Source organism: Pseudomonas sp. P5_A2_2 (assembly GCF_054177685.1).
This window is the reverse complement of record NZ_JBGCUL010000004.1, coordinates 13469-25895: the sequence shown is the minus strand read 5'-3', so window position 1 is coordinate 25895 and position 12427 is coordinate 13469. Positions and strand designations below refer to the sequence as shown.

The following is a 12427-nucleotide window of genomic DNA, read 5'->3' as shown; positions in this document are numbered from 1 at the left end:
TTGATGAAACGGTTGTACCTCGCCTCTGGCTCGCCGCGTCGGCGTGAATTGCTCACGCAGATCGGCGTTCCGTTCTCCGCCGTCAGTGCGGACATCGATGAAACCCCTATAGCTCAAGAATCCCCATCGGCCTACGTCGAGCGCCTGGCGCGCGGCAAGGCCGAGGCCGGGCGCGGCGGCGTCGTGTCTGACGAACCGTTCTGCGTGCTCGGCGCCGATACCGCCGTGGTGCTCGATGGAAAAATTCTCGGCAAACCGGTTGATCAAGCGGATGCGTGCGCCATGCTGATGATGTTGTCAGGGTGTGAGCATGAGGTCCTGACCGCGATTGCCGTGCTCGATGGCGAACGTTGCGAGTCCTGGGTTGTCACCAGTCGGGTGCGATTTCGTGCTATCAGTCGCGATGAAGCCGCGGCCTACTGGGCCAGCGGCGAACCACGGGACAAGGCGGGCGGTTATGGCATTCAAGGACTGGGTGCGGTGTTTGTCGCCGGGCTCAATGGAAGTTATTCAGCGGTAGTCGGACTACCGCTTTGCGAAACCGCGGAACTGCTCGGCCATTTCGGCATACCCTGTTGGCAACCCCGGAACGCGCTTTAAGCGTCGTCCTGAACAGATGCGGCCATTATCGTGAACATGCCTGAACGAGACCCTGCCATGAGTGAAGAGATCCTGATCAACATCACGCCGATGGAATCACGCGTGGCGGTGGTCGAAAACGGTGTCCTGCAAGAGGTCCATGTCGAGCGCACGCAAAAGCGCGGGATCGTCGGCAACATCTATAAAGGCAAAGTCGTGCGGGTATTGCCGGGGATGCAGGCAGCATTCGTCGATATCGGCCTGGATCGTGCTGCATTCATTCATGCGTCGGAAATTTCCCTGCGCGAAGGCCCGGCGGTCGAGAGCATCAGTGCACTGGTGCACGAAGGCCAGAGCCTGGTGGTGCAAGTGACCAAGGACCCGATCGGTTCCAAGGGCGCGCGCCTGACCACTCAGCTGTCGATCCCTTCGCGTTACCTGGTGTACATGCCACGCACGGCCCATGTCGGCATTTCCCTGAAGATCGAAGACGAGGCCGAGCGCGAGCGACTCAAGCAAGTGGTCACCGATTGCGTGGCCAAGGAAGGGATCAAGGAAGCTGGCGGTTTCATTCTGCGCACGGCAGCCGAAGGCGCCGGCGCCGATGAAATCCTCATGGACATCCGCTACCTGCGAAGGCTCTGGGATCAGATCAGCGCCCAGATCAAAACCATCAGCGCGCCCAGCGTGATCTACGAAGACCTCGGTTTGGCGCTGCGCACCCTGCGTGATCTGGTGAGCCCGAAAATCGAGAAGATCCGTATCGACTCCCGGGAAACCTTCCAGAAAACCACGCAATTCGTCGCCGAATTGATGCCCGAGATTGCCGACCGTCTGGAGCATTACCCGGGCGAGCGGCCGATTTTTGACCTGTATGGCGTCGAAGACGAAATCCAGAAGGCTCTCGAGCGCAAGGTCCCGCTCAAGTCCGGCGGTTACCTGGTGGTCGACCCGGCGGAAGCCATGAGCACCATCGACGTCAACACCGGGGCGTTCGTCGGCCATCGCAACCTCGAAGAAACCATTTTCAAGACCAACCTCGAAGCCGCGACAGCCATCGCTCGTCAATTGCGCCTGCGCAACCTCGGCGGAATCATCATCATCGACTTCATCGACATGGAAGATGAAGAACACCAGCGCCAGGTGTTGCGCACGCTCGAAAAGCAACTGGAGCGCGATCACGCCAAGACCAACATCATCGGTATCACCGAACTGGGCCTGGTGCAGATGACCCGCAAGCGCACCCGCGAAAGCCTTGAACAAGTGTTGTGCGAGCCGTGCAACGCCTGTCAGGGGCGCGGCAAGCTCAAGACCCCGGAAACCGTTTGCTACGAAATCTTCCGCGAAATCCTGCGTGAAGCACGCGCCTATCAGGCGGAAGGCTATCGTGTATTGGCAAACCAGAAAGTGGTGGACCGCCTGCTCGACGAAGAGTCGGGCAACGTCGCCGAGCTGGAAGGGTTTATCGGGCGCACCATCCGCTTTCAGGTCGAAACCATGTATTCCCAGGAACAATACGACGTGGTGCTGCTCTGAAGCGTATCGTTTTGATTGTTCGAGAATGGCTGGCCTCAGCTTTTTGCAAAAATTTTGCCATGGGGGCCACCTGACATGGACCGTCTGACACGCATTTTGGCCGCACTGACCCGCTGGGGTCTGGGCCTGTGCGCGTTGGTTTTGGTGTTGATGGCGCTCTACGTCAGCCTGGGCCGGGAGCTGACGCCGTTAGTCGCCGAGTACCGTGCCGACATAGAAACCAAAGCCAGCGATGCCTTGGGCATGCCGTTGCAGATCGGCGAGCTCGAAGGCAACTGGAGTGGATTCGCCCCCATACTGATGGCGCATGACGTGACGGTCGGCGAGGGCGCCAATGCCTTGCACCTGGATCAGGTGCGTGCGGTGCCTGACCTTTGGGCCAGCCTGCTGGCCCGTCAGGTACGCATCGCTCATCTGGAGCTCAGCGGCCTGAAGATCAGCGTCAAGGAGGGTAACGACGGTCAATGGGCACTGGAAGGTTTGCCGGTGCAGCAGGACCAGCCAACCGATCCGGAACAGTTGCTCAATCGCATGCAGATGATCCAGCAATTGTCGGTGCTGGACAGCCAGGTGACCTTGCAGCCGTTTGCACAGTCGCCGCTGACCCTGACCTACGTCGGCCTCAATCTGAAAACCGGGGCGTCGCGGCAGCGGCTCGACGCGCGGCTGACGCTGCCCGACGGCCAGCCCGTGGCCATGAGCCTGCGTACCCGCATTCGAGCCAGTCAATGGCAGGACGGTGAAGCCGAGGCCTATCTGAGCCTGCCGCAAAGTGACTGGTCGAAGTGGTTGCCCGAGCGAGTGACCCAAGAGTGGAGTTTCTCTGAGATCAAAGCCGGTGGCGAGCTTTGGCTGACCTGGGGCAAAGGCACCTTGCAAAGCGCTGCGGTGCGTTTGAATGCGCCACAACTCAAGGGTGCCTATGCCGAGCGCAAGCAGATCCAGATCAACAATCTGGCCCTGAACGGCTACTTCCAGCGCAGTGCCGAAGGCGCGTCAGTGACTCTCGATTCCCTGGCGATGAACCTCGGCGAGACCCGCTGGGAAACGCATTTGCAGCTCAAGCAAAACGCGGCCACTGATAAAACCGAAGAGCTCTGGCACCTGCAAGCCGACCGGGTCGATCTCACTCCGCTGACCCCGCTGCTCAACGCTATGGCGCCGTTGCCAGAAGGTTTTGCCACGGTCGTCGAGCGGCTCAAAGTCACGGGCAGCCTGCGTAACGTGCTGGTCGACTTGCGCCCCAATGCCACAGACGACAGCAAGTTCGGCTTTGCCGCCAATCTCGACCAGGTAGGCTTCGATGCCTATCACGGTGCGCCGGCGGCGCGAAATGTCAGCGGCAGCATCAGTGGTGATCTGGGGCGCGGCGAATTGCGCATGGACAGCAAGGATTTCATGCTGCATCTGGACCCTATTTTCGCCAAGCCATGGCAGTACATTCAGGCCAATGCGCGGCTGACCTGGAAGCTCGATAAAGAAGGTTTCACCCTGATTGCGCCGTACCTGAAGGTGCTGGGCGAGGAAGGCAAGATCGCCGGCGACTTCCTGATTCGCCTGCATTTCGATCACACCCAGGAAGACTACATGGACCTGCGGGTTGGCATGGTGGACGGAGACGGTCGCTACACCGCCAAGTACCTGCCGGCAGTCCTCAGCCCGGCGCTGGACGAATGGCTGCGTACCGCGATTCTCAAGGGCGCGGTGGATCAAGGCTTCTTCCAGTATCAAGGGTCGCTCAGCCACGGTGCCGCAGACGAGGATCGCAGCATCAGCCTGTACTTCAAGGTTCACGATGCCGAACTGGCCTTCCAGCCGGGCTGGCCTCATGTCAGCAAGGTCAGCGGCGATGTGTTTGTCGAAGACAGCGGCGTGCGGATTCTGGCCAGCAAGGGCCAGTTGCTCGATACCCAGGTCAACGATGTTTACGTCGACATTCCCCATGTACCTGCCGGGCAGAACGTTCATTTGTTCCTCGATGGAGGATTTGCCGGCGGTTTGGGCGATGGCCTGAAAATCCTCCAGGAAGCGCCGATCGGTACCGGGGCAACCTTTGCCGGGTGGGAAGGCGAGGGTGATCTGCAAGGTAAGTTGAAGCTGGATATTCCGCTGGCGAAAGGCGAGGAGCCGAAGATCCTCGTCGACTTCAAGACCGCCAAGGCGCGCTTGAAACTGGCTGAACCTGTGCTGGAGTTGACCCAGCTCAAAGGTGATTTCCGTTTCGACAGTGCCAAGGGCCTGAGTGGACAGAGCATCAGCGCACGGGCGTTCGACAAGCCGGTCACCGCACAGATTTTTGCCGACGGCAGCCCGGGTAAGCTCAATACCCGGGTGACCGCGTCGGGCCAGGTCGAGGTCAGGAAGCTGACCGACTGGCTGAAGGTGACCCAGCCTCTGCCGGTGACCGGCGTGATCCCGTATCAACTGCAACTGACCCTGGATGGTGCCAATAGCCAGTTGAGGGTCAATTCCAGCCTCAAGGGTGTGGCCGTCGATTTGCCTGCACCGTTCGGCATGACTTCCGAGGCTGGGCGCGACACGACGTTCCGCATGACCTTGCAGGGCGACGAGCGGCGCTATTGGGTCAACTACGGGGACCTGGCGAGTTTCACGTTCGCCGCACCGGCCAGCAATTTCGCCGACGGTCGCGGGGAATTGTCCCTCGGTGGCGGCGAGGCCGTGTTGCCTGACACCAAAGGCCTGCGGATACGGGGCGTATTGTCGGAGCTGGACGTTGGCCCGTGGAAGGATCTGGCGGATAAATACGCCGGAGAGGACCCCGGCGGCAGCGCCAGGCAATTGCTCAGCGGCGCGGACTTCAAGGTGGACAAGCTTAGCGGTATCGGCACCACGCTCGACCAGGCCTCGATTCAGCTGATGCGCAAACCTTCCGCCTGGGCGCTGCAACTCGACAGCCAGCAGATCAAGGGCAGCGCGAGCTTGCCCGATGCGAAAGCCTCGCCGATCACGATCAATCTGCAAACCGTGCGTCTGCCGGCACCGGACCCGGCCGTGCTGGCCGATGAAAACTCGCCGGATCCGCTGGCGTCGGTGGACCCGACGAAAATCCCCGCGATGGACATCACCATCAATCAGTTATTCCAGGGGCAGGATCTGGTAGGGGGCTGGTCGCTGAAGATTCGTCCTACGCCCAAAGGCATCGTGTTCAACTCGCTGGACCTGGGCCTCAAGGGCATACTGTTGGTGGGCAGCGGTGGCTGGGAAGGCATGCCCGGCGCCAGCAACAGCTGGTACAAGGGACGCATCAGCGGCAAGAACCTCGCCGATGTGCTCAAGGGCTGGGGGTTTGCGCCGAGCGTCACCAGCAAGGACTTTTATATGGATGTCGATGGCCGCTGGCCCGGCTCGCCAGCCTGGGTGGCGACCAAGCGTTTCTCCGGCTCGCTCGATGCGACGCTCAATCAGGGCCAGTTCGTCGAAGTCGAAGGCAGTGCCCAGGCGCTGCGGGTATTTGGTTTACTCAACTTCAACTCCATCGGCCGGCGCCTGCGCCTGGACTTCTCCGACCTGTTCGGCAAAGGTCTGAGTTATGACCGGGTCAAAGGGCTGCTGGTTGGGACCAATGGCGTGTATGTCACCCAGGAGCCGATCCGGCTGACCGGCCCTTCGAGCACTATTGAACTGGACGGCACCCTGAACATGGTGGCCGATCAGATCGATGCGAAACTGATGGTGACCTTGCCGGTGACCAATAACCTGCCGATTGCCGCACTGATCGTCGGTGCACCCGCGGTCGGCGGGGCACTGTTCCTGATCGACAAGCTGATCGGCGACCGGGTCTCCCGTTTCGCCAGTGTGAAGTACAGGGTCCAAGGGCCGTGGAAAGAGCCGAAAATCACCTTCGACAAGGCTTTTTGAGGTCCTTTTTCAAAAGGCACTCGGCAAGTCTATGGAGTAGCATGGCCGCATACGATTCCAGGAGTGCGCCATGTCTGTAGCGGTGATTCAAATGGTCAGCCAGAGCGATGTGCTGGCTAATCTGGCCCAGGCCCGTCGACTGCTCGAACAAGCGGCCGCCGGTGGCGCGAAGCTCGCGGTATTGCCGGAAAACTTTGCCGCCATGGGCCGGCGCGACGTTGCCGACATCGGGCGCGCCGAAGCCTTGGGCGAAGGCCCGATCCTGCCCTGGTTGAAACAGACCGCACGCGACCTCAAGTTATGGATTGTGGCCGGCACGTTGCCATTGCCGCCGGTGGATCAGCCAACGGCGAAAGCCCATGCCTGTTCGTTGCTGGTCGATGACCAGGGCGAAACGGTGGCGCGCTACGACAAGCTGCACCTGTTCGATGTGGACGTGGCGGACAATCGTGGCCGTTATCGCGAATCCGATGACTATGCTTATGGCAACGCAGTGGTCGTGGCGGACACGCCCGTCGGCCGGGTTGGCCTGACGGTCTGCTATGACCTGCGCTTTCCCGAGCTGTACAGTGAATTGCGCGCGGCCGGCGCGGAACTGATTACCGCCCCTTCGGCCTTCACCGCGGTGACCGGCGCGGCGCATTGGGATGTGCTGATACGTGCGCGGGCCATCGAGACGCAATGTTATGTGCTCGCCGCGGCCCAGGGCGGGACGCATCCGGGGCCACGGGAAACCTTTGGCCATGCCGCCATCGTCGACCCTTGGGGGCGTGTGCTGGCGCAACAGGATCAAGGCGAGGCCGTACTACTGGCCGAACGCGATAGCAGCGAACAGGCGTCCATCCGGGCGCGGATGCCGGTGTCCAGTCACCGGCGATTTTTCTCGCAGGGCGCCCAGCGACCTGMATCAGAACGACGAATTTAAGGCGTAAAGCATATGAGCGAGTTGTTGTCCTCAGTCAGTGAACACCTGCTGGCGCCCGGTGGCGTCACGATCGAGAGCCTGCAAGGCGTGCTCGGCGACTTGGCCGGGCCAGGCATCGATGCCGCCGACCTGTATTTCCAGGGGCAGATCTCCGAGTCCTGGGCGCTGGAAGACGGCATCGTCAAGGAAGGCAGCTTCAACCTTGACCAAGGTGTAGGTGTGCGTGCGCAATCGGGTGAAAAAACCGGTTTTGCCTACAGCAATGCCATCACACTTGAGGCCTTGGGCGCGGCGGCGCGTGCCGCCCGTTCGATTTCCCGGGCCGGGCAGCACGGCACCGTACAGGCATTCACCAGCCAGGACGTCGCGCAGTTATATGCACCGGACAATCCCCTGGAAGTGCTGACCCGTGCCGAGAAAGTCGATTTGCTCAAGCGAGTTGACGCCGCGACCCGTGCCCTCGACCCACGCATCCAGCAAGTCACCGTGAGCATGGCCGGTGTCTGGGAGCGGATTCTGGTGGCTTCCACCGACGGCGGTCTGGCGGCGGATGTGCGCCCGCTGGTGCGGTTCAACGTCAGTGTGATCGTTGAGCAGAACGGTCGCCGCGAGCGCGGCGGTCATGGCGGTGGCGGGCGGACCGATTACCGTTATTTCCTCGGCGAAGACCGCGCCATGGGCTATGCCCGTGAAGCGTTGCGCCAGGCACTGGTCAACCTAGAAGCCATCCCGGCACCCGCTGGCACCTTGCCGGTAGTGCTCGGTTCCGGCTGGTCAGGCGTGCTGTTGCACGAAGCGGTCGGTCATGGTCTGGAAGGCGACTTCAACCGCAAGGGCAGTTCGGCCTACAGCGGGCGCATGGGCGAGATGGTTGCGTCGAAGCTGTGCACCATTGTCGATGACGGCACCCTGGCCGGTCGCCGCGGCTCGTTGAGCGTCGACGACGAAGGTACGCCGACCGAGTGCACCACGCTGATTGAAAACGGCGTGCTCAAAGGCTACATGCAGGACAAGCTCAACGCCCGCCTGATGGGCGTGGCGCGCACCGGTAACGGCCGTCGCGAATCCTACGCGCACCTGCCGATGCCACGCATGACCAACACCTACATGCTCGCCGGCGAAAGCGACCCGGCGGAAATCATCGCCTCGGTAAAACGCGGCATCTACTGCGCCAACCTGGGTGGCGGTCAGGTGGACATCACCAGCGGCAAGTTCGTGTTCTCCACCAGCGAGGCGTACCTGATCGAGGACGGCAAGATCACCGCTCCGGTCAAGGGTGCGACCCTGATCGGCAACGGGCCGGAAGCCATGAGCAAGGTGTCGATGGTCGGTAATGACCTGTCGCTGGACAGCGGCGTGGGCACGTGTGGCAAGGATGGGCAGTCGGTGCCGGTGGGTGTCGGCCAGCCAACGCTGAAGATTGATGCGATCACCGTGGGTGGCACGGGTTCGTAAGAGGTGAGGCTGCGGGTGAGCTGCGAGGCAGCTCACCCGGTTCGAGAATTAACGCAGACCGCGTTGAGTCTCGTCCAGCTCACGGATGTACTTGAAGATTTTACGGCTGGCAGCAGGAGGCTTGTTTTGCGCCACCTCATGCTGGGCCTGACGGATCAGGGAGCGCAATTGCTGGCGGTCCGCGTCCGGGTAGTCGACGACGAATTTTTCCAGAACGGCATCGTCGCCGGCGATCAGACGATCGCGCCAGCGCTCCAGGTTATGGAAACGTTCGTTGTATTGACGGGTGGAGGCATCGAGTTGATCGAGCAGAACCAGAATGGCGGCAGTGTCCTGATCGCGCATCAGTTTGCCGATGAACTGAAGGTGCCGTTTACGCGCGATGTTCGCGGTGTGCTTGGGCGCATCGGCCAGAGCCCGACGCATTCCGTCGGTCAAGGGCAGTTTTGCCAGCAAGTCAGGCTTGAGTGTTGTAAGGCGCTCGCCAAGGTCAACCAGAGCATGCAGCTCGCGTTTAACCTGGGATTTGCTTTTTTCTCCCGTATCGAGGGAGTCGTCGTAAGAATCAACCATGGTGGCCGTCCGCAAAGAAACGCCGCCATGATAACCAGTCGGGGGCCGCTTGTCCGGCCCGGTCGCTCGATGACCGTTACCGAAAGCAGAATTTGAGTGGAGAACAGCATGAGTGCAGTTGAAAGCGTCGGCCCACAAGCGTTGCCGGCACTGCAGGAACAAGTCGAGCAGATCATCGCTGAAGCCAGGCGCCAGGGGGCCAGCGCCTGTGAAGTGGCGGTGTCACTGGAGCAGGGCTTGTCGACCACGGTGCGTCAGCGTGAAGTCGAAACGGTAGAGTTCAACCGCGATCAGGGTTTTGGCATCACCTTGTACGTCGGTCAGCGCAAAGGCTCGGCCAGCACATCGGCCAGTGGTCCGGAAGCGATTCGCGAAACCGTCGCCGCTGCACTGGCCATCGCCAAACACACTTCGGAAGACGAAGCCTCGGGCCTGGCGGATGCCGCGCTGATGGCGCGGGATATTCAGGATTTCGACCTGTTCCACCAATGGGACATCACTCCGGAACAAGCCATCGAACAGGCCCTGGCCTGCGAAGCCGCGGCGTTTGCTGCCGACAGCCGAATCAAGAATGCCGACGGCACCACCCTCAGTACCCATCAGGGTTGCCGCGTTTATGGCAATAGCCACGGGTTTATCGGCGGTTACGCATCGACTCGTCATAGCCTGAGCTGCGTGATGATCGCCGAGGCCGATGGCCAGATGCAGCGCGATTACTGGTACGACGTGAACCGCCAGGGCAACTTGCTTGCCGATCCGGTGAGCATCGGCCAGCGCGCTGCGCAACGGGCGGCGAGCCGACTGGGCGCGCGGCCGGTGCCGACTTGCGAGGTGCCGGTGCTGTTTTCCGCAGAGTTGGCAGGGGGGCTGTTCGGCAGTTTCCTGTCGGCGATTTCCGGCGGCAGCCTGTATCGAAAGTCTTCGTTCCTTGAGGGCACTCTCGGTCAGAAGCTGTTTCCGGAATGGCTGACCATCGACGAGCGTCCGCACTTGATGCGAGCCTTGGGCAGCGCGGCGTTCGATGGCGATGGCCTGGCAACCTATGCCAAACCGTTCGTCGAAAAAGGCGAGTTGGTGTCGTACATCCTCGGTACCTATTCYGGCCGCAAGCTCGGCATGCCGAGCACGGCCAATGCCGGCGGCGTGCACAACCTGTTCGTCACCCATGGCGATGAAGACCAGGCGGCCTTGCTGCGGCGCATGGGGCGCGGGCTGTTGGTCACCGAGTTGATGGGCCAGGGGCTGAACATGGTCACCGGCGACTATTCCCGTGGCGCGGCGGGTTACTGGGTCGAGAACGGCGAAATCCAGTTCGCGGTCCAGGAAGTGACCATCGCCGGGAACATGCGCGACATGTTCAAGCAGATCGTGGCCGTGGGTAATGATCTGGAGTTGCGCAGCAACATTCGCACAGGTTCGGTGCTGATCGAGCGGATGACGGTGGCGGGTAGCTAAGCCTTCCCGTTACACAAAAAAAAGGCGCGCCACCCATCCGGGTGGCGCGCCTTTTTTTGTGGAACTTTTGATGTTTATTCGCCTTCGTCGAAGTAGTTATTGATCAGGGCTACCAGCGCGTCCATCGCTTCCTGTTCCTGCTCGCCTTCCGTGCTCAGATAGATTTTGGTGCCCTTGCCGGCAGCGAGCATCATCATGGCCATGATGCTTTTGCCATCTACTGTGGATTCAGGTGTGCGTCCTACCCTGATCGTGCAGTCCTTGAACTGGCCGGCGACCCCGACGAATTTTGCAGACGCTCGGGCATGCAGGCCCAGCTTGTTGATGATTTCGATTTCCAGAGCAGGCATCGCGATGTGAATCCTTTAGCTGAGGTCGCGGTGGCGAACCTGGACGTTCTTCAGGGTTTTTTGCAGCGCCTGCCCCAGACGCTCGGTCAGGTAGACGGAACGGTGATGTCCGCCAGTGCAGCCAATGGCAATGGTGACGTAGGCGCGGTTGCTGGCGGCAAAACGAGGCAGCCACTTTAGCAGGTATGTGGAAATGTCCTGGAACATCTCTTCGACATCCGGCTGTGCCGCCAGGTATTCGGCAACCGGTTGATCGAGCCCGGACTGCTCGCGCAATTCCGGTTTCCAGTAAGGGTTGGGCAGGCAACGCACATCGAACACCAGGTCGGCGTCCACCGGCATGCCACGCTTGAACCCGAAGGACTCCACCAGGAACGCAGTGCCCGGCTCGGGCTGATTCAACAGACGCAGTTTGATGGCGTCGCGCAGCTGGTACAGGTTCAGGCTGGTGGTGTTGATCTTGAGATCGGCGAGGTCGGCAATCGGCCCGAGCAGGTCGCTCTCGACGCTGATGGCTTCGGCCAACGAGCGGTTCGCGTTGGTCAGGGGGTGACGTCGGCGGGTTTCCGAGAAGCGCTTGAGCAGGGTTTCTTCGTCGGCATCCAGGTACAGCACATCGCACTGGATATGGCGGTTGCGGACTTCTTCGAGCAGCTCGGGGAAGCGTGACAGGTGGCTGGGCAGGTTGCGCGCGTCAATGGAAACGGCGACCAGCGGCTGTAGCAGCTCGGTATGAATCAAGGCTCGTTCGGCCAGTTCCGGCAGCAGACCGGCAGGCAGATTGTCGATGCAGTAGTAGCCGTTGTCCTCAAGAACGTTGAGGGCGGTGCTTTTACCTGAGCCGGAACGGCCACTGACGATGATCAAGCGCATGATTACTGACCGTTTTGCTCGTCCAGGACAACCTGATACAGGGCTTCGTTGCTTGCAGCATGACGCAGTTTTTCGCGAACTTCCTTGCGGTCGAGCATGCTGGCGATCTGTCGCAGCAGCTCAAGGTGCGCATCGGTGGCAGCTTGCGGGACCAGCAATACGAACAGCAGGTCAACCGGCGCGCCGTCGATGGCGTCGAAGTCGATAGGGGCGTCCAGGTGCATCAAAGCACTGATGGGCGAAACACAGCCCTTGAGACGGCAGTGTGGAATAGCGATGCCGTTGCCAAAACCGGTGGAGCCGAGTTTTTCACGGGCAATCAGCGCCTCGAAGACATCTTGCATCTCCAGGGCCGGCACTTCGCGGGCGATCAGATTGGCAATTTGTTCGAGGGCTTTCTTTTTACTGCCGCCCGGCACGTTCACCAGGGAACGGCCGGGGGTCAGGATACTTTCAAGTCGGATCATGGGTTGGGAGTGTTAACGACCGGTTGCGCCCTGGAGGAGGCTCTGGGTCTTTTCCTTATGCTTTTTGAGTTGTTTATCCAGCTTGTCGGTAAGTGCGTCGATCGCGGCGTACATATCGGTATGTTCCGCGTTGGCGACCACTTCATTCCCGGGAATATGCAACGTGGCTTCGATTTTCTGCTTCAGTTTTTCGACGGTCATCGTGACCTGCACATTAGTGATCCTGTCGAAATGTCGCTCCAATCGTTCGAGTTTTTCGCCGATGTAGGTGCGAAGAGGTTCGGTCACTTCCAGTTGGTGTCCACTGATGTTGACTTGCATACAGCTTCTCCTTC

11 protein-coding genes are annotated in these 12427 nt (G+C 60.7%); 6 read left to right on the top strand and 5 right to left on the bottom strand.

Annotated elements, in window-relative coordinates; all coding sequences use genetic code 11:
- The first annotated feature begins 3 nt into the window (after positions 1 to 3).
- The 5 genes from ACXRVY_RS01325 to tldD all read left to right on the top strand — a co-directional run bounded on the left by ACXRVY_RS01325 (position 4) and on the right by tldD (position 8374).
- On the top strand, positions 4 to 600 hold the full coding sequence (locus ACXRVY_RS01325) for a Maf family protein (protein ID WP_223458687.1): 597 nt from the start codon (positions 4 to 6) through the stop codon (positions 598 to 600).
- A gap of 57 nt (positions 601 to 657) precedes the next feature.
- A complete protein-coding gene (rng, locus tag ACXRVY_RS01320) occupies positions 658 to 2115 on the top strand; it encodes a ribonuclease G (RefSeq protein ID WP_007970246.1) in 1458 nt (485 codons plus the stop codon).
- 75 nt (positions 2116 to 2190) lie between these two features.
- A complete protein-coding gene (locus ACXRVY_RS01315) occupies positions 2191 to 5994 on the top strand; it encodes a YhdP family protein (RefSeq protein WP_223458690.1) in 3804 nt (1267 codons plus the stop codon).
- 70 nt (positions 5995 to 6064) lie between these two features.
- Complete coding sequence (locus ACXRVY_RS01310; RefSeq protein WP_458236965.1) at positions 6065 to 6919, top strand: carbon-nitrogen hydrolase family protein; 855 nt, start codon at positions 6065 to 6067, stop codon at positions 6917 to 6919.
- Positions 6920 to 6931: 12 nt separating this feature from the next.
- Positions 6932 to 8374, top strand: coding sequence for a metalloprotease TldD (gene tldD, locus ACXRVY_RS01305; protein WP_046040036.1), 1443 nt, complete (start codon positions 6932 to 6934; stop codon positions 8372 to 8374).
- Between the two features lie 48 nt (positions 8375 to 8422).
- On the opposite strand, the gene yjgA is transcribed toward tldD, so the two are convergent.
- A complete protein-coding gene (gene yjgA / locus ACXRVY_RS01300) occupies positions 8423 to 8947 on the bottom strand; it encodes a ribosome biogenesis factor YjgA (protein ID WP_108218197.1) in 525 nt (174 codons plus the stop codon).
- 108 nt (positions 8948 to 9055) lie between these two features.
- Between yjgA and pmbA the strand changes: the two genes are divergently transcribed.
- Entirely contained in the window at positions 9056 to 10402 is a 1347-nt protein-coding gene (gene pmbA, locus ACXRVY_RS01295; RefSeq protein WP_008018721.1) for a metalloprotease PmbA, read from the top strand.
- Positions 10403 to 10476: 74 nt separating this feature from the next.
- Here pmbA and ACXRVY_RS01290 read toward each other — a convergent pair whose 3' ends face one another.
- Genes ACXRVY_RS01290 through hpf form a run of 4 tightly spaced genes read right to left on the bottom strand, consistent with a single transcriptional unit; the run spans position 10477 to position 12413 of the window.
- On the bottom strand, positions 10477 to 10752 hold the full coding sequence (locus ACXRVY_RS01290; protein ID WP_223458695.1) for an HPr family phosphocarrier protein: 276 nt from the start codon (positions 10750 to 10752) through the stop codon (positions 10477 to 10479).
- A gap of 15 nt (positions 10753 to 10767) precedes the next feature.
- Positions 10768 to 11625 (bottom strand): RNase adapter RapZ, encoded by an 858-nt coding sequence (rapZ, locus tag ACXRVY_RS01285; protein ID WP_223458698.1) that lies wholly within the window; start codon positions 11623 to 11625, stop codon positions 10768 to 10770.
- Between the two features lie 2 nt (positions 11626 to 11627).
- Positions 11628 to 12092 (bottom strand): PTS IIA-like nitrogen regulatory protein PtsN, encoded by a 465-nt coding sequence (ptsN, locus tag ACXRVY_RS01280; RefSeq protein WP_223458700.1) that lies wholly within the window; start codon positions 12090 to 12092, stop codon positions 11628 to 11630.
- Positions 12093 to 12104: 12 nt separating this feature from the next.
- Positions 12105 to 12413, bottom strand: coding sequence for a ribosome hibernation-promoting factor, HPF/YfiA family (gene hpf, locus ACXRVY_RS01275; protein WP_108218201.1), 309 nt, complete (start codon positions 12411 to 12413; stop codon positions 12105 to 12107).
- Positions 12414 to 12427: the final 14 nt, after the last annotated feature.